Annotated in this window: 23 protein-coding genes; 13 read left to right on the top strand and 10 right to left on the bottom strand. The window is 34.4% G+C overall.

The window, feature by feature from the left end; genetic code table 11:
• The first annotated feature begins 459 nt into the window (after positions 1-459).
• Positions 460-2,664 (top strand): TonB-dependent siderophore receptor, encoded by a 2,205-nt coding sequence (locus I8T81_RS10085; RefSeq protein WP_198071043.1) that lies wholly within the window; start codon positions 460-462, stop codon positions 2,662-2,664.
• A 56-nt stretch (positions 2,665-2,720) separates the two neighbouring features.
• Here I8T81_RS10085 and I8T81_RS10080 read toward each other — a convergent pair whose 3' ends face one another.
• Positions 2,721-4,139 carry an aspartate ammonia-lyase gene (locus I8T81_RS10080; RefSeq protein WP_151683142.1) on the bottom strand — a complete coding sequence of 473 codons (1,419 nt, stop codon included), beginning with the start codon at positions 4,137-4,139 and terminating at the stop codon, positions 2,721-2,723.
• Positions 4,140-4,552: 413 nt separating this feature from the next.
• On the opposite strand from I8T81_RS10080, the gene I8T81_RS10075 reads away from it, so the two are divergent.
• The 4 genes from I8T81_RS10075 (at position 4,553) to I8T81_RS10060 (ending at position 7,888) form a co-directional block, all read left to right on the top strand.
• On the top strand, positions 4,553-4,738 hold the full coding sequence (locus I8T81_RS10075) for a hypothetical protein (protein ID WP_198071042.1): 186 nt from the start codon (positions 4,553-4,555) through the stop codon (positions 4,736-4,738).
• A gap of 87 nt (positions 4,739-4,825) precedes the next feature.
• The gene (locus I8T81_RS10070) at positions 4,826-5,047 is read left to right on the top strand and encodes a hypothetical protein (protein ID WP_077164232.1); all 222 of its coding nucleotides are present in this window, start codon (positions 4,826-4,828) and stop codon (positions 5,045-5,047) included.
• A gap of 810 nt (positions 5,048-5,857) precedes the next feature.
• Positions 5,858-6,754, top strand: a complete 897-nt coding sequence (locus I8T81_RS10065; RefSeq protein WP_019459097.1) for a LysR substrate-binding domain-containing protein — start codon at positions 5,858-5,860, stop codon at positions 6,752-6,754.
• A 237-nt stretch (positions 6,755-6,991) separates the two neighbouring features.
• On the top strand, positions 6,992-7,888 hold the full coding sequence (locus I8T81_RS10060; protein ID WP_004887299.1) for a LysR family transcriptional regulator: 897 nt from the start codon (positions 6,992-6,994) through the stop codon (positions 7,886-7,888).
• 61 nt (positions 7,889-7,949) lie between these two features.
• On the opposite strand, the gene I8T81_RS10055 is transcribed toward I8T81_RS10060, so the two are convergent.
• The 6 genes from I8T81_RS10055 to I8T81_RS18915 all read right to left on the bottom strand — a co-directional run bounded on the left by I8T81_RS10055 (position 7,950) and on the right by I8T81_RS18915 (position 13,721).
• Positions 7,950-9,122: a thiolase family protein gene (locus tag I8T81_RS10055; protein WP_198071041.1), complete on the bottom strand. Its 1,173-nt coding sequence runs from the start codon at positions 9,120-9,122 to the stop codon at positions 7,950-7,952.
• A gap of 65 nt (positions 9,123-9,187) precedes the next feature.
• Entirely contained in the window at positions 9,188-10,597 is a 1,410-nt protein-coding gene (locus I8T81_RS10050) for a short-chain fatty acid transporter (RefSeq protein WP_198071040.1), read from the bottom strand.
• A gap of 115 nt (positions 10,598-10,712) precedes the next feature.
• Positions 10,713-11,354 (bottom strand): 3-oxoacid CoA-transferase subunit B, encoded by a 642-nt coding sequence (locus I8T81_RS10045; protein WP_019459100.1) that lies wholly within the window; start codon positions 11,352-11,354, stop codon positions 10,713-10,715.
• A gap of 1 nt (position 11,355) precedes the next feature.
• Entirely contained in the window at positions 11,356-12,060 is a 705-nt protein-coding gene (locus tag I8T81_RS10040; protein ID WP_019459101.1) for a CoA transferase subunit A, read from the bottom strand.
• Positions 12,061-12,304: 244 nt separating this feature from the next.
• On the bottom strand, positions 12,305-13,186 hold the full coding sequence (locus I8T81_RS10035; RefSeq protein WP_191011441.1) for a LysR family transcriptional regulator: 882 nt from the start codon (positions 13,184-13,186) through the stop codon (positions 12,305-12,307).
• Positions 13,187-13,334: 148 nt separating this feature from the next.
• A complete protein-coding gene (locus I8T81_RS18915) occupies positions 13,335-13,721 on the bottom strand; it encodes a hypothetical protein (protein WP_227602133.1) in 387 nt (128 codons plus the stop codon).
• A gap of 187 nt (positions 13,722-13,908) precedes the next feature.
• Between I8T81_RS18915 and I8T81_RS10030 the strand changes: the two genes are divergently transcribed.
• Together I8T81_RS10030 and I8T81_RS10025 are read left to right on the top strand one after the other, a co-directional pair.
• Positions 13,909-14,736: an RsiV family protein gene (locus I8T81_RS10030; RefSeq protein ID WP_198071039.1), complete on the top strand. Its 828-nt coding sequence runs from the start codon at positions 13,909-13,911 to the stop codon at positions 14,734-14,736.
• 97 nt (positions 14,737-14,833) lie between these two features.
• Positions 14,834-15,250, top strand: coding sequence for a hypothetical protein (locus I8T81_RS10025; RefSeq protein ID WP_086496229.1), 417 nt, complete (start codon positions 14,834-14,836; stop codon positions 15,248-15,250).
• Between the two features lie 276 nt (positions 15,251-15,526).
• Here I8T81_RS10025 and I8T81_RS10020 read toward each other — a convergent pair whose 3' ends face one another.
• The gene (locus I8T81_RS10020) at positions 15,527-16,669 is read right to left on the bottom strand and encodes a multidrug effflux MFS transporter (protein WP_198071038.1); all 1,143 of its coding nucleotides are present in this window, start codon (positions 16,667-16,669) and stop codon (positions 15,527-15,529) included.
• 99 nt (positions 16,670-16,768) lie between these two features.
• On the opposite strand from I8T81_RS10020, the gene I8T81_RS10015 reads away from it, so the two are divergent.
• The 3 genes from I8T81_RS10015 to I8T81_RS10005 all read left to right on the top strand — a co-directional run bounded on the left by I8T81_RS10015 (position 16,769) and on the right by I8T81_RS10005 (position 18,976).
• A complete protein-coding gene (locus I8T81_RS10015) occupies positions 16,769-17,554 on the top strand; it encodes an AraC family transcriptional regulator (RefSeq protein ID WP_198071037.1) in 786 nt (261 codons plus the stop codon).
• 261 nt (positions 17,555-17,815) lie between these two features.
• The gene (locus I8T81_RS10010) at positions 17,816-18,265 is read left to right on the top strand and encodes a DUF6097 family protein (RefSeq protein WP_198071036.1); all 450 of its coding nucleotides are present in this window, start codon (positions 17,816-17,818) and stop codon (positions 18,263-18,265) included.
• A 276-nt stretch (positions 18,266-18,541) separates the two neighbouring features.
• The gene (locus tag I8T81_RS10005; RefSeq protein WP_191011452.1) at positions 18,542-18,976 is read left to right on the top strand and encodes a VOC family protein; all 435 of its coding nucleotides are present in this window, start codon (positions 18,542-18,544) and stop codon (positions 18,974-18,976) included.
• A gap of 41 nt (positions 18,977-19,017) precedes the next feature.
• Here I8T81_RS10005 and I8T81_RS10000 read toward each other — a convergent pair whose 3' ends face one another.
• On the bottom strand, positions 19,018-19,281 hold the full coding sequence (locus I8T81_RS10000) for a hypothetical protein (protein ID WP_198071035.1): 264 nt from the start codon (positions 19,279-19,281) through the stop codon (positions 19,018-19,020).
• Between the two features lie 229 nt (positions 19,282-19,510).
• On the opposite strand from I8T81_RS10000, the gene I8T81_RS09995 reads away from it, so the two are divergent.
• Positions 19,511-19,954, top strand: coding sequence for a BLUF domain-containing protein (locus I8T81_RS09995; RefSeq protein ID WP_198072762.1), 444 nt, complete (start codon positions 19,511-19,513; stop codon positions 19,952-19,954).
• Positions 19,955-20,090: 136 nt separating this feature from the next.
• On the opposite strand, the gene bla is transcribed toward I8T81_RS09995, so the two are convergent.
• Positions 20,091-20,945: a putative subclass B3 metallo-beta-lactamase gene (gene bla, locus I8T81_RS09990; protein ID WP_151762380.1), complete on the bottom strand. Its 855-nt coding sequence runs from the start codon at positions 20,943-20,945 to the stop codon at positions 20,091-20,093.
• A 542-nt stretch (positions 20,946-21,487) separates the two neighbouring features.
• On the opposite strand from bla, the gene I8T81_RS09985 reads away from it, so the two are divergent.
• Positions 21,488-22,909, top strand: a complete 1,422-nt coding sequence (locus I8T81_RS09985) for a GntP family permease (protein WP_198071034.1) — start codon at positions 21,488-21,490, stop codon at positions 22,907-22,909.
• A 33-nt stretch (positions 22,910-22,942) separates the two neighbouring features.
• Positions 22,943-23,728 carry a 3-hydroxybutyrate dehydrogenase gene (locus I8T81_RS09980; protein WP_198071033.1) on the top strand — a complete coding sequence of 262 codons (786 nt, stop codon included), beginning with the start codon at positions 22,943-22,945 and terminating at the stop codon, positions 23,726-23,728.
• The last annotated feature ends 13 nt before the right edge of the window (positions 23,729-23,741 follow it).

The following is a 23,741-nucleotide window of genomic DNA, read 5'->3' as shown; positions in this document are numbered from 1 at the left end:
ATGAAACATTAAAAATCACTCGACCTTGAGCACTTCCTTAAAATTCCTAACCATTCATTTTTTCTAATTTTAAAATTCGATTCTAGTAAAATTACGTCCTTTTGTTCGATTTAAAGATAAATTAACTAATGATCGAACATTTCCTTTCATTCAATTTGATAATGAATTGCATTTAAAATCATTGAGCTAATTTTAAAAATATATCTATTGTTAAATTTCTCCTGACTCCTCTAGTTTTGAGCTTAGTTTCATTTTTGCTATTTTGTAATACTTAAAAAGTTATAACCTCAATTTCAAAGAAAATAAAAGAAATTTATATATTGATAAGTAAGTGCATAAAAGTTGCATCAAATTCACTTAATCGAAAAAATACAGAATGTGTTGTTTCTCAATATGGGTGCCTGTATTCTTGCGTGGCTGAAAAATAGGGCACATAACCGTTTTTTAGCTTTATAAATTATGCTCGCTATGGCAGGTAACTATTCAATGGAAAGACGCGCGTTAAATCTTCACTTCATGACATGCTCTAAAACAGCATTGGCTTCATCTATTGCACTTATAAGCTCTGTAGTTTATGCAAATGAAGCGGAGGTTTCGCAGCTCCCAACCATTACTGTGAATGCCACACAAAATAGTGATGCGCTATACACCTCAAAGAAAGTTAATCTATCTGGTTTTCAAACTGGCGATGTAAAGAAAGTTCCTGCCTCCATTACAACCATTACTTCTGAGCGTCTAGCAGATCAACACGCAAAAACACTCACCGATGTTATTAAAAATGATTCATCGCTAGGCGATGGCTACGCTGCTATTGGCTATTATCCAAACTTTGTCGCTCGTGGTTTCGCACTCGATTTAGGTTCAAGTTATCTCATTAATGGTCATAGTATACGTGGTGAGCAAAATGTTGCTTTAGAAAATAAAGAGCAAGTTGAAATCTTAAAAGGTATTTCTGCGATTCAAAGTGGAATGTCGACACCCGGTGGTGTGGTTAACTACGTGACCAAAAGACCTGCCGATATTAAAACTATTACCGTTGATGCAAATTCAGAAGGCGGCTATACACTGGCAACGGATGTAGGCGGCTTTGTTAATGACAATTTTGGTTATCGCGTTAATTTAGCGCATGAAAGTATCCACCCAAACGTTGATCACGCAAATGGTAAACGTGAGTTTGGTTCAGTTGCTTTAGACTGGAAAATTAATGATCGCTCTAAATTACTGTTTGATATTGAAGCTCAGCGTCAAAGCCAACGCTCAGTACCAGGCTATCAACTGCTTGATGGACAAGAGGTACCAACAAATGTAGACCAAGACCGTTTATTGGGTTACCAGTCTTGGAGTAAACCTGTTGTAAATAACAGTTTAAATGCGAGTTTAAAGTATCAATACGCTTTTAATGATCAATGGAATGGTAGCTTAAGTGCATCACAAAGCCGTGTTGTGATTGATGATAATAGTGCTTTCCCATGGGGATGTTATAGCAGCATTTGTGAAGTTACTGGCTTGGGCAATACTTTTGATAAACACGGTAATTATGATATTTACGATTTTCGTAGTCCAGATGACACACGCATTACTAACCAGTTTGCAGCTGGGTTAAATGGTGAATTCAACACTGGTAACATTCAGCATCAAGTAGCTTTTGAATTACAACGTACTTATAAAACCTTAAAGCACCATACACCTTTGAATGTAGCGGTAGGAACAGGCAATATCTATGAAGATACGGTCGACTACAGTCCATCATCAGAAAGTCCAGGCGATCGTTACAAAGCTCTAGAGAGTGATCAGACTGCATTTACTGTATCTGACCGAGTTCAATTTAATGATCAGTGGTCAACTTTATTGGGTGGGAAACTTATTCACCTTGATGAGCAAGCTTATAATTCAGATGGGCAGCAAAGCCGTGATACGGATTTAAACAAATTCTTGCCACAATTAGCGCTCATGTATAGCCCAACTACTACAACTAATCTTTATGCTTCATATGCTAAAGGTTTATCAGATGGTGGTGAAGCACCATGGTTTGCTAATAATGCTTTAGAAGTTCTATCACCTAAAAACTCTGAACAATATGAACTTGGAGTTAAACAACAGATACGCAACTTCTTGGTAACAGCAGCTATTTTTGATTTAAAACAAGATAATCAATATAGCAAAGTAAATGCAGATGGAACTTTCGATTTTGTTGAACAAGGTGAGCAACACAATCAAGGTATTGAGTTAGGTTTAACGGGTGCCTTAACCGATACACTCGATGTAAGTTCAGGTGTTACCTATACCAAATCTCGTCTTGTTGATATTGATACTGACAACTACAAAGGTCATCAGACTCAAAATGTACCGAAAATCCGCGCAACTGCGCAGCTATCTTATAAAGTTCCTTCTATTGAAGGATTACGATTACTGAGTGGTATGCAATACAGCAGCAGTAAATATGCAAATAAAGAGGCAACGGCAAAAGTAGGTGGGTACAGTGTCTTTAATATTGGTGCTGCCTATAAAACAAATTTTGCTGGGCATGACACAACTTTTAGACTCAATATTGATAACTTATTTAATAAGAAATATTGGCGTGATGTAGGGGCATTTATGGGTGATGACTATTTATTCTTAGGTAATCCACGTACAGCCCAGTTCTCTACAACGTTTAGTTTTTAAAAAATTATGAAACAAATAAAAAGGAGCTTTAAAAGCTCCTTTTTATTTTTCAGGAATTAAGCCGACATTTTTGGTTTAACCATATTATTAATCGACAAGATATCATCAAGCACTTGAGTTGATAATAAACCTTCTTTTTGAACTAAAACCAATACGCTTTGTCCAGTTTCGTTTGCAGTTTTAGCAATACGAGTTGTAGTTTCATAACCTAGGTATGGGTTGAGTGCAGTCACAATACCAATTGAGTTTTCAACTAAAGCTTTACAGTGTTCAGGATTCGCTGTAATTGTATCAATACACTTGCTTTGGAACATTGCCATTGCTCTACCAAGTAAGTCCATAGACTCAAATAGTTTGAATGCAATAAGTGGTTCCATTGCATTTAACTGTAGTTGACCTGCTTCAGCAGCTAAAGTTACAGCCAAATCGTTTGCAATAATTTGGAAGCAAGCAAGGTTCATCGCTTCAGGAATAACAGGGTTTACTTTACCCGGCATAATTGAACTACCAGGTTGACGCGCTTCTAAGTTAATTTCATTAATGCCAGTACGTGGGCCACTAGAAAGTAAACGCAAGTCATTAGCAATTTTTGAAAGTTTCGTAGCAGTACGTTTTAATAGACCAGATAAAAGAACAAAGTCACCCATATCTGAAGTTGCTTCAATTAAATCTGGAGCTGACTTAATTTTCTTATCAGAGATTTTTGCAAGTGCCTGAATAGCCAGTTCACGGTAATTATATTCAGTCGTAATTCCCGTACCAATTGCTGTACCACCAAGGTTCATATAAGCTAAAACATTTGGAATAAGCGTATTAATTTGCTCAAGATCTTTCTGCAAGGTAACTGCAAATGCACCAAACTCTTGACCTAAAGTCATAGGTACAGCGTCTTGTAATTGAGTACGGCCCATTTTTAAAATGTGCGCAAACTCTTGAGATTTGTTAAGAAAACTTAAAATTAAATTGTTAAAAGGAAGATTTAACTCATCTAAGCTTAATAACAGACCTAAACGGATTGCAGTAGGGTATACGTCATTTGTTGACTGCGACATATTAATGTCGTTATTTGGATGCAAGTATTGATATTGCCCTTTAGAATGGCCCATATATTCCAAAGCAACATTTGCTAATACTTCATTTGCATTCATATTAGTTGAAGTACCAGCACCGCCTTGCATCATGTCGATTGGGAACTGGTCATGGAAATTACCACGAATAAGCTGATTACAGCTGTATTCAATTGCTTCGAATTTAGTTTGATCTAGGTTTTTAAGATTATAGTTTGCTTCAGCACAAGCTAGTTTAACCATAGCTAATGCTTTAATTAAATTAGGAAAATTTCCAACTTTACTATTTGTTAAGTTGAAATTTTCTAAAGCACGTAATGTTTGAACTCCGTAATAATGGTCATTGTTGATTTCTCGATGACCAATAAGATCCTTCTCAATACGGGTAGTAATATCAGCGTTCATCATTAAACTTCGATTCATTAAAGATGATTCATCTTAGAATTCGAAATGCTTCACTTCTAATGCATTTATTAAAGCAATTATGCATTTTTTGCATATCGAAAAATGAGTTAAGCAAAAATGAATAGTTAAAAATTGAATAGATCAATAGACTGCATTTTTATTAATATTTAATTATTTCAAATAATTATATTCATAGTTAATGTGCAGAATTGTAAAAATGATTACGTCAATTGAGTGTTTTAAATATGGTTAGGAGATAATTTTATTTTTTAAAAACAGTAAATTTAATTGAAATTTCATGTGAATATTAATTTTAAAGAATAAATAGTGAGCTTTGTTTAATAAATTTTAATAAAATTGTGATGCATTTCACATAAAAATACATATAATACAGAAAATTTTGATTTATTAAGTTTATGTTAAAAGTAACTGCTGGATTATTAATATTGGGAAGTTTTGCTTGCTATTTTCTTTGGGGCACTGAAGAAAAAGCTGAAACCAAAAGTTCACACATGCTTAAAGAGGCTGAGCAATCAATAAAAAATGCTGAGCTATCCATTCAAAAAGCAAAGCAAAATATTCCAACTGCATCGTATCGATGAGTTATAGCTTGAGATTGTTGTCTATTAAATAATCTCTTGATTCAAAATTATTGAGATGTAAGCGCTGTAAGAGACAAATGCATGAGAATGAAGTTTATTGCATATGACCCTAATTCTGGTGAAAAATTAAGCTTAAAAGAGCATGTTCATCACATGGATAAATATACAACTTATGTTTTTTTTAGCGATGAAAAAGACAACATGGTATTTAATCCACAAAAAAAACAAATATTTGAAATTAGTCAATATACTGCAAATATGATGGTTGAAATTTCAAGAAAATTATACTACTTGATTGGAGAGTATTAGTTTGCTTTGAATATCTCCTGTGTCCATAAAGTCATTATTGTGAATGATGACTTTATAAGTTCAAAATAAGCAAATCGATACTTTAGTATAATAGTCGGAATTGAATTTTCACTTTATACTCTTTATAAATATTGTATGAAATACAATTAATTATTATCACTACATAGAACTTGAAAATAAGTTGTAGTAATTATTCATTAAATTTATTTTTACTTTATAAGCTATTGTAAGAGTAAATAAAAGATTCTTATTTCTTGGTGAAATAAAAATGGAAAATGTTGTTTAATCAGATTTTATGATTGCTCTTAAAGTTGAATAGTGTACTAATTTAATAGCATCAAAATTTAGTCAATAACTTAACAATGGGTTATTGAAACAGTTCATAGTCCGCATTCTTCCCCAAGGTGCGGACTTTTTTTATCCAAATTTTACTTCATTCCTGAAGCTATATTTTTTATAAAAAATGATTAAATAAAAGCCTATAGTTATTTCTAAAACTTATTTGGTTGAACTGAATTATTTATTTTTCTGATGTTCTTTTATTCATTGATTTCAAAAATTTTTTTTATTAGATCGTACTTATGTTCATCTCTTAACGTGTTAAAACAAAACCTATTATTCTCTTATCTTGTTTTCTATGTCAGAATTATTAAATACTTCATTTTCATAGTTTGGCATTGTCCAATCTTTTCTCGCATTTTTGCAGGTACTCCCTATGTTTTACCATTTTTATTCATCTCTACATTTATTCATACGACTTCCCAAAAATATCAATTAATAAAATTATAAATATAAAAGGGAATAGATAAGATGAATTTAGAAGTTCGCTGGGTAGAGGATCTCCTCACTCTAGAGCGTGAACGCTCAATTTCAAAAGCAGCAGAGAAAAGGTTCATTAGCCAATCTGCCTTTACTCGAAGAATTCAGCAAATTGAAGAAATGATTGGTGCTGAAGTCATTATTAGAAACAATAAGAACAATATCGAATTTACAGACATTGGACGAATTTTGTTGGTAATGTCTAAAAATATTGAAAAGCAAGTCGAGGAGACCGCAAAACTCATTAAAAATATTAAAAATGAAACTGAATCTACTATTCGTTTTTGTGTTGTTCACTCACTAGCTTCAGGTTTTTTAACAACATTTTTAAAGAAATTTCCTACTCTTATTCGTGATTTAAAAATTGAAATTGTCGCAACGAATAGTGGAGAAGGCCTGTCTTTGTTAAAAGAAGGTGCCTGTGATTTCATGATTTGCTATGCAGATAAAAGCAATATTAGAAAAGTCGGAGATGATATTTTAAGTGGTATTAAAATTGCCGAGACAGTTATTGTTCCTGTTTCTGCTACAGAACCTGACCATAGCCCTAAACATACAATACAAAGCAATTTTGCATTGCTTGCTTATAGCAAACATGCTTACTTAAGAAAATTGGTAGACCAACTGATAGAAGGTAAACTTGTTTATAAAACGTTATATGAAACGGACAATGCAACTAACTTAAAAGAACTGGTTTTACAAGGTTTAGGGGTTGCATGGATTCCGAAAATTAACGTTGAAGAAGACCTTGCAGCTGGAAAATTAGTTATTTTAGATCAGCAAGAATATTGCCTCGCACAAGATATTTATATCTTTAAAAATAATTTGAGCGATAATAAATCGGTACAACAAATATGGAATGGTTTTAAAGCCCAGCAAGAACAATAACGCATACTCATTCGCAAGATGAAGTACACGATATTTATATATAAATTAATCAAATAAGTAGATTATGCTTGGGTCTTTATGATGAAAGGCATGATAAAGCATTGCCCCTCATCTAAGTTCTTTGCTAATTTAGAGTAAATTTCAATAAGTCAAAAGTAGGGCATAGGAATCTTTCTATCATTTATACCTGCTTTTGAACTTATTTCACTGGATTATTGAGTCCAAGCGGAGACAATTTTGTTTGATCTAGACAGTAGATTATTAAATATTTTTTATCATATTTATCGGTTTAAAAGTGTTTCAATGGCTGCAGATGCTATTGGTTTAACACAGCCGAGTGTAAGTAACGGTCTAAACAAAATTCGCCAACATTTTAATGATCCATTGTTTATTCGAGTTGGAAATGAAATGATTCCGACTGAACTTGCAAAGCAGATTTTTCCTCTGATTAGTGAAGTGATTGATAAAGTTGAAAGTATTAATAACTTTAATGTGAACTTTGATCCGCTAACGTCAGATCAGCTGTTTACCATTGCAATGACTGATGTATCACATTTGGTTTTATTGCCTCAGTTAACTAACTATTTAAAAGAAAAAGCACCTCTCATTCGTTTAAATATTAGACCAATTACGCCAGAAACCAGTTATCAAATGGCAAATGGTGAAATTGATTTGGCGATAGGTTTCTTGCCACAATTAGAAGAAGGTTTTTATCAACAGAAGTTTTTCCGTCAACACTATGTTGTGATTAGCTCAAAAAGCCATCCGCGTTTAGACCCGAATAACTTTACTTTAGAAGATTATATGCGCGAATATCATATCGATATTGATGCAGGTATTGGGCATTATCACATTAAAAATGAGTTGCAGAATAAAGGGTTGGATCGAAATATTTTGATTCGATTACCAAGTTATCTAGGGGTAGGTTTAGTTGTTCAGGAAACAGATGCAATTGCCACTGTTCCATATTATTTAAGCCAAGTTTTATTGGTTAGAGAGAATTTACAGATTTTACCTGCACCGCTTGATTTTCCAACTTATGACGTTAAGCAACATTGGCATATGTCTTGCCACCATAAGAGTAGTCATAAATGGTTCCGTCAAACTTGCTATGAGCTATTTAAAACAGCCTAAGAATTTTATTTATAAAAAAGAAGATGCAAGGAAAGTCCTTACATCTTCTTTTATTTTTTAATTAGATTTCAATTGCAACAGCAGTTGCTTCACCGCCACCAATACATAGGGCTGCAACACCTTTCTTTTTACCTAAACGTTTTAGTGCATAAATAAGAGAAAGGATAATTCTTGAACCTGTAGCGCCAATTGGATGACCTAACGCACAAGCACCACCATGTACGTTCACTTTTGCTTCATCTATTCCTAGCTCTTGAATTGGTGCCATTGCTACCATTGCAAAAGCTTCATTAATTTCCCAAGTATCTACTTCATCAACTGACCAACCAGCACGCTCAAGCACTTTTTGAATCGCACTAATTGGAGCAATTGTGAATTCGCTTGGATGCTGTGAGTGAGTAGAAGTTGCAACAATTTTCGCCAAAGTATTTAAGCCATGGCTTTGAGCATATTCTTCAGTAGCAAGTACTAATGCAGCAGCACCATCTGAAATTGAGCTTGAGTTCGCTGCTGTAATTGTACCGTCCTTACTAAAAGCTGGGCGCAATGTTGGGATCTTATCAAGATTTGCTTTTAATGGCTGTTCGTCTTGATCAACAACTTCCACGCCTTTACGTGTTTTTACTTCAACAGGAACAATCTCTTCTTTGAAATAACCTTCTGTAATGGCAGTTTGCGCTTTTTTAAGTGAAGAAATCGCAAAGTTATCCATTTGCTCACGGGTAAAGCCTTTGGTGTTTGCCATGTCTTGAGCAAAAGAACCCATTAAACGGCCTGTTTCAGCATCTTCAAGGCCATCTAAAAACATGTGGTCCTTAATTTCGCCGTGGCCCATACGGTAACCACCGCGAGCTTTCGGCAAAATATAAGGTGCATTGGTCATAGATTCCATGCCGCCAGCCACAATAATATTGGCACTGCCTGCTATTAAGGTATCCGATGCCATTAATACGGCTTTCATCGCAGAGCCGCAAAGCTTGTTTATGGTCACAGCTCCGACATGATCAGGTACACCAGCTTTACGCATAGCTTGGCGAGCAGGGCCTTGACCAATACCTGCACTGAGTACGCAACCGAAAATAACTTCATCTACTTGTTCAGGTTTAACACCTGCACGTTGGATCGATTCACGGATGACAGCAGCGCCAAGATCTGGAGCGGTTAGAGAAGATAAACTACCCTGAAAACCACCCATTGCCGTACGGCTACCTGAAACTATAACTATTGAACTCATCTTAATATCTCTTATTGGTGTTTTTGCTAAATTTGCCTTTAGCCTAAACCAAAGGCGCCACTAAATTAAAAAGTTGGAGGGGTGTAACTGAGCGTTCTACCAAAGAACCACAGCAAGAATAAAACTAATGGAAAATGCACAACGAGCTGAGTGACTGTAAACCCAATCACATCTTTTGCTTTTAGTTTTAAAATGCCTAACATTGGAAGCATAAAAAATGGATTGATTAAGTTTGGTAAAGCTTCAGCTGCATTATAAATTTGTACAGACCAGCCCAAATGAACCTTTAAATCATTTGCTGCTTGCATGACATATGGGGCTTCGATAATCCATTTTCCACCACCTGACGGTACAAAGAATCCAAGTACAGCAGAGTAAACTCCCATCACAATCGCAAAGGTTTCTTTTGACGCGATTGAAACGAAAAACTCGGCAACATAATGAGACAGTGATAAATCCTGACTGTTTAAAGCTTGCGTCATAATAAATGCAATACTTCCGTACAGAGGGAACTGAATTAAAATTCCTGAGACAGCCGGAACTGCCTTTGCAACAGCATTTAAGAAGTTTCGAGGTGTGCCATGTAATGCTAAGCCAAGCATTAAAAACACAAAGTTGTATGTGTTTAAACTTGAAATGGCAATAATTGGATTACTTTTTGAAAATTCAAAAAACATCCAGATTAAGCCTAATGCCACTACAATGACCGTTAAAATAGGCGAGTTTTCTAACCAATCGCCCGGACGATTTGATTTCTCCTCATATGGTTTGTCTTCTTCAAACTGCACATCAAAACTATCAATCGTTTTAACACTATTGCCTTTTGGAGCTGAAAAATATGCAATCGCGATTGAAACAATCACCAAAATAATGGTCATTGCAATTGATTGCCAAAGGAAAATCGTTTCAGTAAATGGAATAACACCAGTTAGGTTGTAAATTGACTCAGGTAAGCTACTTTTATTTGCCTGAAGCTGTGCTGCTGAAGAGCTGATTCCTAGTGCCCAAGTCGCCCCCATACCAATGATTGCTGCCGCAGCTGCTGCACGGTAATCCATATTCAGCTCTTTACGTTTAGCTAATGCAATCACTAAAAGCGCTGTAAGGATTGTACTAACAGCCCAATTGACCAGTGAAATTAATAAGCTGACAGTTGCTACCAAAACAATGGCACCGCGACCAGAGCTTGGAATACGTGCCATTTTTTGGATGAGGTATTTGACGGGCTTAGATACAGAAACGACATAACCTACAATAATGAGCATCGTCATTTGCAGGGTAAATGGAATAAGACTCCAAAAACCGTTACCAAATGAAGTCGCTACATCATGGATTGGGGCGCCAATACTCAAAGCAGCAATAGACACAATAATGACGCCAAGCAAAGCAAAAATATATGAATCAGGAAACCATTTTTCAGACCAGTCACTAATCCGAAGAGCAAATCTTTCAAAAATTCCTTGCTGTTTTTCCATAGCTGAAAAATCCTTCTCGTTCTTATTTATAAACAGCACATCCGGTGCTTAAAAGGGCTAAGACTCAAGCTCACTTTCTAACTTGAGTCTTGTACAGCTAACTAAATCTTAGAATTTACGCGACTAACGTTTTATAAAACTCGACACCTGTAGCGGCTTGAATTTGTTCAAGCGTGACATCTTTAGCAAGTTCAATCAGCTCTACGCCTTGTGGGGTAATATCCATTACACCCAAGTCAGTAATGACTCGATGAACTACGCCTTTACCTGTTAAAGGTAAACTACAGTTTTTTACGATTTTTGGTGTACCATCTTTTGCACAATGTTCCATAAGCACTACAACTTTTTGGACACCAACAACCAAGTCCATTGCGCCGCCCATACCTTTGACTTTCTTACCTGGAATCATCCAGTTGGCTAAGTCACCATTTTCAGAAACCTCCATTGCACCTAAAATTGCAATGTTGACATGACCACCACGGATCATGGCAAAAGATTCAGAGCTTGAGAAAAATGCAGCACCAGCGCGAGCAGTAACCGTTTGTTTACCAGCGTTAATTAAATCAGCATCGACAGTTTCTTCTGTTGGGAACTCACCAATACCTAATAGACCATTTTCAGACTGAAGCCAAACATTAATATTTTCTGGAATATAGTTAGCAACAAGGGTAGGTAAGCCAATACCTAAATTGACATAAAAACCGTCTTTAAGTTCTTTTGCAGCACGTTGTGCCATTTCGTTACGTGACCAAGCCATTTTATACTGCCTCCGTGCTTAAAGTTTTATGCTCAATACGTTTTTCAGGTGATGCATTCAGTACAATGCGGTTTACATAGATACCCGGCAAATGGATTTCATCCGGATCCAATTCACCAATTTCAACCACTTGTTCCACTTCTGCGATTGTAATTTTTCCAGCCATCGCACATTCAGGGTTAAAATTTTGAGCAGTTTTACGGAATACTAAATTACCTGCTTTATCTGCCTTATATGCTTTTACAAGAGCAACATCAGCTGTCAAAGATTCTTCTAGAATGTAGTTTTTGCCATGAAAAGTACGTTCTTCTTTACCTTCCGCAATGAGAGTACCTACGCCAGTTTGAGTATAAAATGCAGGAATCCCAGCACCGCCAGCACGTAACTTTTCAGCTAAAGTGCCTTGTGGTGTAAGCTCTACATCAAGTTCACCATTTAAATATTGGCGTTCAAACTCTTTGTTTTCACCAACATAAGAAGAAATCATTTTTTTGATTTGTTTGGTTTTAAGTAAAATGCCTAAACCAAAATCATCTACACCTGCATTATTTGAAATACAAGTTAGACCAGTTACACCGCTTTGCTTAACTGCAACAATTAGTTTTTCAGGAATTCCGCATAAACCAAAACCACCTACGGCAAGGGTTTGATTGTCTGCAATAACATCTTTCAGTGCTGCCTCTGCATTGGCATAAACTTTATTCATTCTGTTGTTTTCCTATATCCCTTAGTAGTTTAGTTTTAGCATCACAATTTGCGTTATAGAAGTTAATTTTTTTAAAGGATTAATAAGTATAATCAATGAATGGTATTAAATTTATAACAAAAGATCAGTTTTGGACTATGTAAAAAACTTTAAAAAATAATTTTAATTTATTGAAAAGTATCATTATTAATTAATTTTTATTAAACATGAGCGAAACTCATCCTAAAATACAGTATTTAATTTTTTAAAATTTATATTGAACCAAAGCTTCAATAAATTGAGTAGAAATATTTGAAATTTCAAAGTTCTTCTTATAAACAATTCCCACAGTCTTATGAATAGATTCATCCTTTAACTCAATCAACACGTTATGTTCTTTATCAATATGTTTTGCAAAGTGTCTAGGTATTGCACTTACCCCTATACCGTAAGCCACAAAACTTGAGAGTGATGAAATTTGATGACATTCCACTTTTAAATCGAGCGTTATGTTATTTCGCAGACAATTTTGCTCAACTAAATAACGAACAATTGAAGGTTTTTGTAAGGTCACAAATGGATTTGAACAAAGCTCATGCCATGTAATAGAAGATGATCGAGCAAGTGGATGAGTCTTTGGCAATAGAGCCAAGAAATCTTCTTCAAATAGAGGCTTAAATTCTAAGCCTTCTGTGAGATCGGGTTCAAAACAAATACCAAGCTCAAAAATACCATCTTGTACTTTTTCTATAATGGTCTCATTTGGAATATCGTGAATTGAAAAATTAAGATTGGGGTGAACAGCTAAAAACTGGTGAATTACTTCAGGTAAAATTGCATGAGTCACAAAAGGCATAGATGCAATACTTAAAGTCCCCCGATTAAGTTTAAAGCGTTGTTTAACATCATTTTCCATCTCATCCCAGTTGGCTAGTAACTTTTTTGCATAGGGAATAAGAGATTTACCTTCCTGTGTAAGCTCAACACGGCGTGTATTACGGTTAAAGAGTTTACCGCCTAACTCTTCTTCTAAACTTTTGATGGTAAGACTTAAGGCAGATTGGCTTAGATGTAGCTCTAAAGAAGCATTGGCATAGTTGAGGGTACGTGCAAGAGCTAAAAAAGCTTTTAATTGTTTAAGCGTCATTTCTTACCTTTAGATTACTCAACTTACGTTGAAGGGTAATTTATACGAAAATTTGCCTAGAATTATGTTTTTTGACAAAAAAATTAAGAAAAAGACTGATCAAATTCTTACTTAATATGGAACAAGCAATAGATATTAAAAATACTAGCTACTTTAGTAAGTCGTTCCAGCAAAATTCATCCTTATTATTTGCAAAATATATGAACATGCCAATTAGATTAAAAAATAAATAACCCATCCAAATTTTTTGAGGGGTAACTTTCAAACCCTCTAATAATATAGTTATAGAATAGATAGTGATCATAAACGTGAAAAAGATAATATAGGTCGTACTTACTATCAATTTATGTTTTGGTGCTAATTGAGCAATTTTATATCCAATCAAAATTTGCATTCCCCAATTTATAATGAGTGTAATTATAGTCAAAAGTAATTTTGGTGCATTTAAGCTTTCTAAGGAAACCTGTTCGATTAGGAAAATAGTTTGCCACAGTACAAACATACCAAGAGGATACAAGACAAATTTAAGCCACATAGTTTTTCATTTTCTTATAAATATTTATCTGGGTATTCTATTGAATTATAAAAATAAAATAAATACTATTGTGCAAAAAATATATCTACATGCAAAGTCGCCCTTATTTCAATTAAAATATTTGTGAAGTTTAAATTCTTTAGAACTTAATTTAAAAGATAAATGAAATTGTGCAAAGGTAAAATTGATGAATAAAAATGTTCTTGGCTTAGTATTGATACCATTTATATTGAGTGGTTGCGTCAAAAAAGCAGAAGAGAAAACTACAGAGAAAATAGAAAAAACACCAACTACAAAGGTGAAAGAACCGCCTCCAAAAGAAGAGAATGTTATTCCTGCCATGATAGCGCGCAATTTTGTTGTAAAGTTTGAACAGCCCAAAATTTGTGGACCTAATCCCGATGTAGAGGGGATTGTATGCACATCTAAAGAAGCTATTGCACTTAAAAGTAATATTAATTGGATTGATGAAATAATTGATAAAGAAATCCGAAAGGATTATGCAGATGCTATTACCCCTCCATCAGAAAAGCAAAAGCAATTAAATCAAACCCAAGCTGAAGGTCTTAATAACTGGTCAGAAAGTGTAGCTTATCGCTTTAATGGACAGTTTGGTCAATATGTGCAAATTTCAAAAGTTAGCTCGGAATATTCTGGTGGAGCACATGGCATATCCACTTTTGAAGATTATGTTTTTGACTTAAAAAGTAAAAAACGCATTGGATTAAAAGATATTGTAGTCACTGGAAAAATGAATGCACTTAAAGACGAACTGTGGAAACAATACGAATATTGGTGTCAAGAAAAAGATATGGAACCCTATATTAGTAAAGAAGACTTTAAAGTAAGTGAAAATTTCTATATTAACCAATCAGGTGGGATTACATTTGATTTTCAGATTTACGAGTTAGCTCCATATGTCTTAGGTCCTGTGAGTTTAGAGCTACATGATACAGACCAATTGATAAAAACTGAGTTTTTACCACCAAGGCCTGCTTTAAAAACTGAAGTGTAGAGATTCATAATAGTTTGTAAATTGATTAAACCACCTTCGGGTGGTTTTTTAATGCATGAGATGTTAAATTCCATCTCTAACAATATTGGGTAATATCATGAAAAAGATATTTTTTTTAGGATTAGTTTTAAGCTTAACTGGGTGTTCAACAGCTCCAGTTGTTTCAAATATTGCAAAATCAGTACCTAATGAAAGAATTTACAATCAAAAGTATTTAAAGAAACAGACCCCTGAACAAGCAAAAGTTACTTTTTTAAGAGATAAAGGTTTTTTAGGCTCTGGTTGTACTCATGATATTTATGTTAATAATGAAAAGGTATTTTCAATTCGCTCAAATGAAATCGCTACAATTTATCTTGAGCCTAAATATTATATTTTTAGATTAGAAACAGGTGCAGGAATGTGCCCGAATATTGCAACTTCTCAAGAAACGGAAGTCAAACCTGGAGCGGAGATCGAATATCGAATCTTACTTCCATCTGACTTTAACTTAAGACTAACTCGAATGAAGTAAGAGATTAAAAATTTCTACACCAATGAGTTGATTAAAATTAATGTTCATTAAGTTTTGATTAAACCCACTCATTGTTAAGTGGTTTTTTTCTTAATTGAACTAAGAATTATTAATTGCTTTAAAATTATTCTTTATGCAATTGAAGCCGTTTTTAGAAGAATTACCCTTAATATAAGAAATTTTAGATCCATATTTTTCGTTTAGTTAAACTTACCAATGGTAGAAATAATAAACCTCTGAATTAAATTGAAAATATGAGTTAAAACTTATAGTTAGCTAGTTATATTGGTCATACTTTAGTCTTGTTTTAAGAATTAAGGCTACCGATGCACAGACTGTAAGAACAAGTCCTAACTGTTGTACTAAACCAGCAAGTCCGAGCATACAACCCAACAGTAAATAATACGTTAAGCCGAATAAAGCACCAGCTTTTCCTGCTTGTTCTCGATAATGACGCAGTGCCAGACTAAGTATGTTTGGGATGACAATACCATAAGCAAGAACGACGCCAGCCATCGGAATCAAGATCCATATGGTTGTTTGTAACATCCAGGCAAACATGCTTGATAACATTGCGATGTGACAAGCATATCTTACCAATATTTCTGGTTCTATATTTGAGGCAAGTAGTTTTCTATTTAGTAAACTACCCATAAGAGAAGAGATTGCTAATAATAATCCTGTCCAGCCAAATTTTTCTGAACTCCAGCCAAGTTGATTAAAAAGAAATGGGGCAAGGCTGTAATAACTGAAAATCATTGTATTAAACAAGGCAATTAGCATGGCATTTTGCCAAAGCGAATTATCAAGGAACATACGGCCAGCTAATGTTCGTATGCGAGTGTGAGTTATTGGGTGAGACTGAGTTTCAGGAAGAAAAGCAGCACTTAGTATTAACAATAGTATGGCAAGTAAAAATAAGGCAATAAATACGCCCATATAACCCCAATGACTTACTAACCAGCCTCCACTTACTAAACCAAAAACAGGGCTTATAGCTAGTGCGGCTCCCATAAGGGAAAATACACTTGCTAGTTTTGTCGATTCATAACTGTCCCGAAGCATGGTTTGTACTACAACAGACCCAGCGGCAGCGCCAAAAGCTGAAATCATACGGGCGAATAACAAAATTTTGAAATTTACTGTTGTAATAGCTAATAATGTCCCAGCCCCATAACAGATAAGTCCTAACATCATGGCAGAGCGGCGACCAATTTGGTCACTTAACCATCCCCATAACCCTACACCTATAGCAAAAGCGATGAAATAAACTGAAAGCGTCTGAGCTGCCTGTTTACTATTAACTTCAAATGTGTGGGAAATGTAAGGTAGTGCCGGGCTGTATATGGTTTCAACTAATTGAGGGAACATAATCAGAAGTGTTAAAAGCCACAAGGGTGGACGATGTATGGCATTCATAAAATGTCTTAATAAATGAATATTAAAGGTTATTATTCTTGAAAGATGAAAGTCTGATTATCATAATAAGGACTGAATATATTAATTATTGGACAGATTTTGAAAATTGCATCAGATAGTATTTTTGATCCAGATATTTTCGCTGATCCAGTGATTGGTATTGCATCAGATATAGGAAAACATGATTCTGGTAAGCATTGTCATCTTCGTCATCAGTTACTGTTTTCGGCTGCTGGTAGTATCACAATAGAAATAGGTAAAATGACTTTTTTACTTCCACCACGACGTGCTGCATGGATTCCTGCAGGCACAACTCATCGAGCGATCATGCGTGGTGTAATGGCTTACCGCTCACTATATTTTTTACCAACATCAAATTTATCTCAGTTGCCAGTACAGATTGTTGAAGTCAATCCATTATTTTTTGAAGTAATTGAAAGAATGGCATTTTGGCCATGGGGAATGCAGGCCGAACAACAGGTAAGTTTAATTACTGTTTTTTGTGAAGAGATATGTGCTGCACGAAGTGAAAATTGGCAATTAATGTATCCATCAGATACTCGTCTAGAATCTTGGTTAGAGCACGTCCGTATGGGAGAACTACCTCCACGTTTAGGTCAGCTGGCTCAGATAGTAGGTGCTTGCGAACGTACTATTAGCCGAATATTTATTCGTGATACAGGAATGAATTATCAGAACTGGAGACAACAATGGAGATTATTAAGAGCAATAGAAATGCTATCTGAAGGTATACAAATAAGTGAGGTGGCGCAACAACTGGAGTTTATCAGTGATAGTGCATTTATCGTTTTTTTCCGTCAACATACAGGTACTACTCCAGTCCGTTATCTACAGAATATTTTTAGCGAAAGCTTGTATAAATAAAATTTTCTCTATCGGTAATATTAGAGTTAATCTTAAAACAAGTAGCAAAAAGACTCTCTTTTAGTACTTTAATTTAATCCATGTTCTTCATAAAAATTGATCTTATTAAAACTATTGGAAATAGGAAAGTGTTTAGAAAAGTTAAAGTATCTTCTGGATTTTTTATTCGAATTAATTTATTACTTTTATGTTAAAAAGCAGTTCCTTATACAGAATTTCTACTAAAATCCCTGTTTTTTACTGATTGCATTATGGTTATTTATGGGAAATTTAAGAATTTTAGGTGAATCTCTGGAAAATGCGGAAATATTAAAAGACGTTCAATATCATATTAAAGACAGGAGATTACCTATCTCTTTAAAAGATGATTTAAACAAACAAGTTATTGAGATTGAAAAATATTTTGGTGAAGATGACTTTGAGAAACTCGAAGTTAAGAAAAACAAAATTAACATCTGGACAGGAATTCTTGCAGTTCCTATCTTAATTTATTGTATTGCCTTGTTCTTAAGTCGATATGTACATAATTTTGGAATTAATATTGATGTAGACATGATGAATCATATGTTATTTGAAAATATATTGAAGTACATATGGGCTATTATTCTTTATGCAGCAGTATTTTTTGGATTAATTTTTTACTTTTATTTAATGAATAATCAAAGTAAAAAATTAATTGAAAAGAATGTTGAGAAGCTTCTGAGTAAATAAATTTTAGAACATTTAAGCCTCGCATTGGCGAGGTTTTTTTTGTCGGCATATTTAAACATTCTCTGGGCAATTTTTTCTAAAATTTCTTCTAAAAGAAATAGTAATAATAATTTTTAAAACTCAGAAAATAAATTATGTATGATTGACGTGATGATAGTGATAAGAGGATCCTTAAAATATTTAGGCATAAATTAGCAAGAAAATAATTAATGTTTAAAAAATGAATTATTTCAAGTATAAAAGAACCTATTACTTTATAAAAATGAGTTATTAAAAATGTCTCCTATCAAAGTACTTTTTGTTGCTGGATTTGGACCAATTACAAGAGTTAATGAAGAGAGTAAAGCACTCTATCAAGATACATTAAACCTTCCAATAAAAGCGATGGAAGGTAATGAATCTTATATGAGTACAGAAGATAGCGAGCTGGGTGGTGTAAAACACTTTGCACTGTGGCCATTACATCAAGCAGCAGAGTCCTGCTTTGGTCGAAAAGAATGGCCCGAGGAGTTTACTGTTCCTCAAAGTTGGATTGAGTTTGAAGTTGAGGATATTAATGAAGCTTCAGCTCATATGATTTCTAAAGGATATCAACTACTGGTAAATAATCGTTTAGAACCATGGGGGCAGTCAGTTACTCGCTTTTTAAGTCCTGAAGGAGTACTTACTGGGTTAACAGTTACGCCATGGCTACGTACCGCAAATGAATAAATTAGTAACTTTATCTAAAACATATGAGAAAAAATGTTTACTCAGGAATACCGTAGTTTGGTTTTCTTTGTCAAAATCTTGATAATCTTAAAGACCTGATTATTCAGTCTTATTTTTTGATGAACGGTGGCATTGTCAAGTTGATCCCATAGTTCAAATGGTAAAAACTCTGAACTATGATCAAATACCCATAACCATTGGTAACTATGATTCAGTGTATTACTATCAAAACGAACATCTTGAACTTTGACAATCTTAAATTGTTTATGATGTTCGTCTTGAAGAGTGATTTCATGGTTCTCCATTAGACATCCACAAATTAAAGACAGTTTTAATTTTACTAAAATTAAAAGTATCTGTTTAGTTGATTAAGTTGGCATTCATTTACAAAAGATTTCTGCTTGTTAAAGTTTGTCATTTTCAAAATGATAATAATCTTTACTTTTGAAATACAAGGTTTTAAGTAGGTTGCATTGTAAGGATAGTATGTAAGTGTCAGAATGCACCATTGACATTTACCTTCGAGTTATCGCTATGAGTTTAATAGGCTTTATGTATGCAAGTAAAACCAATAGTGAACATAGTCAAATAAAACAAGATTTAATTGATATTCTTACAGAAGCTGTCAAATTTAATTCTAAAAATGACATTACTGGTGTGCTTTACTATGGTAATGGGTACTTCTTACAATACTTAGAAGGAGAGAAAGAAAAAGTTGAGGCGCTGTTCTATAAATCAATTTTGAAAGATTCAAGACATCAAAACTGCGAAATCATCTTTTTGGAACCGTCTGAACAACGGTTATTTAAACATTGGAGTATGAAATTTGCTCCTATCAATACAAAAATAAAAGATTTCTTTTTTCATCATCATGTTGATGACTTTAATCCATATTTGCTTAACACTACATCAATTCCATCTTTTATTGAATTACTTGTAGATCAACCCAATTTGAAAGCGGATCAATATCAAGTTTAACCAATATTATAATTTTTGATTAGATATAACTTGAACAGGAAAATAGTAAAGGGCGATTATATTACAGCTTCTAAAAAAGCCCTGCATGACCAGGGCTTTTAAATTTTTATCAAATATAAATATGACAACTTAATGTTTATGGATGACTACTCACTAGTGATTTTTCAAACGCCATTTCCGCATCTTTTACAATACTAGAAAGTTTTTCTGGTTGAATAAATGCATTGGTTTGTCCAGCATCTTTACGCGCCTTATTGCCCAAGACATCTGCAACTTCTGGATGGCTAGTAAGCACAATATCTGCCTTCATATTTTTCAAAAGCTCAAAACTCTTACGATAATCTGCAACAATATTTGGATACTGATGATTATTTTGTAAAACATTACCAGCTACAGAAAGACTGCAAGGGAAAACAACAGTTAGGTTCTTACCGTTAGATTTAATTTCAGTTGACCAAGTTGTACAACCCGGAGTATGGCCCGGGGTAAGCGTGGCTTTAAGTTTTAATTTTCCTAGTTTAACTACTTCTCCATCGTGAATGACTTTATCAACTTTAACTGGAGTAAAAGGAATAGTTTGGAAGGTGTTTTCACCTATAGGTTTTCCTATTTCTAAAGCCTTAACATCCTGCTGCATTGCAATTAATTTAGCACCAGTATCTTGTTTAATGCGTGCAAGTGCACCTACATGGTCCCAATGAGCATGGCTTGTAACCATAATTTTTACATCTGATAACTTAAAACCTAATTGTTTAATGTTCTGCTCTATTTGCTCTGTATTTTCTGGAAGGCCCGTATCTATCAATAGAGCTTGATGACCAGAAGCTAACAAATAAGCTGCAAGACCATGAGTACCTACATAGTATATATTTTCAGTAATTTGAAATGGCTGAGTATTTTGAGTCCAGTCATCGGGTAACTTTATTGGTGCAGCTGAGGTAGATAAAGAAGTCAACAATATACTTCCTATAAACAACATCTTTTTCTTCATCTTTATTGGACTCGTAGGTTGGTCGCAGTAATTAAAGTTTTATATTTTAACGCCTTTGCCATGATTAGACCCTAATCTATTCATAAAAAACCTGATTATTCGTATAAAAAATTTCTGCTTAATTGTTAATGTAAAGGATGGAATGTATTTAGTAATGAGAAGTTAACCTTCTTAATATTTATTAATTTAATGATGTAATTAAACTAATTTAAAAAATATATTATTTAATTATCTTTATTAAATAATATAGAGATATTAATTTAATTTACTCAATAATTAATAAGTTTTATTAAAAAATAATGGTTTTTAAATGGTGTATTTTTACCATTTAAATTATTTAAGTTTCTGTATTTTATTGATATTTTAAAAATTAAATAAATTACATTGTTTTTAAATATTTTAGTGATATTTTATTTTTAAGCTCATTTACCTATTACCACTCATAGATACTGTGATTTTTATCATTTTAGGTTTGGGATAACCTAAATATCTTTTGGTAATTTTATTGAACCTAGTATTTATTCTTTAGGGAGAAAGAATATATGTGGGAATTATTTGTAATTCTACTTTCGCTTGGGCTGTTAATGTATACAGCTTACAAGGGCTTTTCAGTCATTCTCATGGCCCCCATTTGTGCCTTACTTGCAGTTTTACTGATTAACCCAGCCAATGTTTTACCGTTTTATTCGGGTGTATTTATGCCCAAAATGGTGAACTTTATTAAAGATTACTTTCTTGTATTTTTACTCGGGGCAATTTTCGGTAAAGTCGTTGAAATGTCAGGAATTGCTGAGTCTATTGCTAGAACCATAGTAAGATGGATTGGAGCAAAAAAAGCAATTTTAACCGTTGTATTGTTAGGTGCAATTTTAACATATAGCGGTGTAAGTTTATTTGTTGCTGTATTTGCCATTTATCCTTTTGCAAACCAGCTATTTAGACAAGCCAATATTCCAAAACGTTTAATTCCGGGAACTATCGCGCTTGGTGCATTTACATTCACCATGGATGCATTGCCGGGTACTCCACAAATCCAAAACGTAATTCCAACCACTTTCTTTGGTACCAATATTTATGCCGCACCTTTCTTAGGAATTATTGGTGCTATTTTTGTTTTATGCATGGGTTTAAGCTACTTAGAATGGCGTCGCCGTGCTGCTGCAAAAGCTGGGGAAGGATTCTCTGGTTTTGGTATAGACAATATGCACTCTCAAGAAATTGAAGCTGATATGGCTCTACAAAATAATGGAAGTTCGGCTCGTCAGTTTCTAGCATTTGTACCGCTCATTCTTGTTGCAGTAATGAACAAATATTTATCTAAAGCAATCAAAGAATGGTATCCAAATGGCTTTGATTTTTCCTCAGTTGGTCTTGCTGATTACACCGTAGATGTTGCAAAAACTGGTGCGATCTGGGCGGTTGGTCTTGCGCTAATTGTCGGGATTATTACTGCAATTTTGTTTGATTACCAACGTGTAGTGACGAACTTTAAAGAAGGCATTAATGCCAGTATTGGTGGCTCACTTTTAGCAGTGATGAATACGGCTTCTGAGTATGGCTTTGGTGCAATTATTGCGTCATTACCGGGCTTTGCCATGATTAGTCATGCAATGAGCAGTACCTTCACAAATCCTTTAGTCAATGGGGCGGTGACCACAACCGTATTAGCAGGTATTACTGGTTCAGCTTCTGGTGGTATGAGTATCGCTTTAAGTGCGATGGCGGAACATTATAACGCCGCGATTTTAGCTGCGGGTATTCCACCAGAAGTTATGCACCGCGTGGTTGCAATGGCGTCGGGTGGTATGGATACGCTTCCGCATAATGGTGCTGTAATTACTTTACTCGCTGTTACAGGTTTAACCCATAAACAATCGTATAAAGATATTTTTGCAGTTACGGTAATTAAAACATTAGCGGTATTTGTAGTGATTACGGTCTTTACCGTAACGGGTATTGTTTAAATCAGCACGTTATAAGTATTAAGGAGTAAATAGATGACTAAACTTTTAGACGGTAAAGTTGCTTTTATTACAGGCTCTGCAAGTGGTATCGGTCTAGAGATTGCTAAGAAATTTGCTCAAGAAGGTGCCAAAGTTGTTATTTCTGATATGAATGCCGAAAAGTGCCAAGAAACGGCGAATTCACTTAAAGAGCAAGGCTTTGAAGCATTATCTGCACCATGTGATGTGACCGATGAAGACGCTTATAAACAAGCAATTGAGCTTACTCAAAAGACCTTTGGCACGGTTGATATCTTAATTAATAATGCTGGCTTTCAACATGTTGCACCTATTGAAGAGTTTCCAACGACTGTTTTTCAAAAGCTAGTTCAGGTCATGTTAACAGGAGCATTTATTGGTATTAAACATGTTTTACCAATCATGAAAGCTCAAAAATATGGACGTATTATTAATATGGCTTCAATTAATGGCTTGATTGGTTTTGCTGGAAAGGCAGGTTATAACAGCGCGAAACACGGTGTGATTGGTCTAACAAAAGTTGCCGCTTTAGAATGTGCACGTGACGGTATTACGGTAAATGCTTTATGCCCAGGTTATGTAGATACGCCATTGGTTCGTGGGCAAATTGCAGATTTGGCTAAAACCCGTAATGTAAGTTTAGATAGTGCACTTGAAGATGTAATTTTGGCAATGGTTCCTCAAAAACGTTTACTCTCTGTTGAAGAAATCGCTGATTACGCAATTTTCCTTGCGAGTAGTAAAGCAGGTGGGGTAACAGGTCAAGCTGTCGTGATGGATGGTGGTTACACCGCCCAATAATTTAAGTGTTTTA

Source organism: Acinetobacter seifertii, assembly GCF_016064815.1.
Classification (GTDB): domain Bacteria; phylum Pseudomonadota; class Gammaproteobacteria; order Pseudomonadales; family Moraxellaceae; genus Acinetobacter; species Acinetobacter seifertii.
Note: the sequence above shows the minus strand (reverse complement) of the source record. Positions and strands in the feature narration are given on the sequence as shown.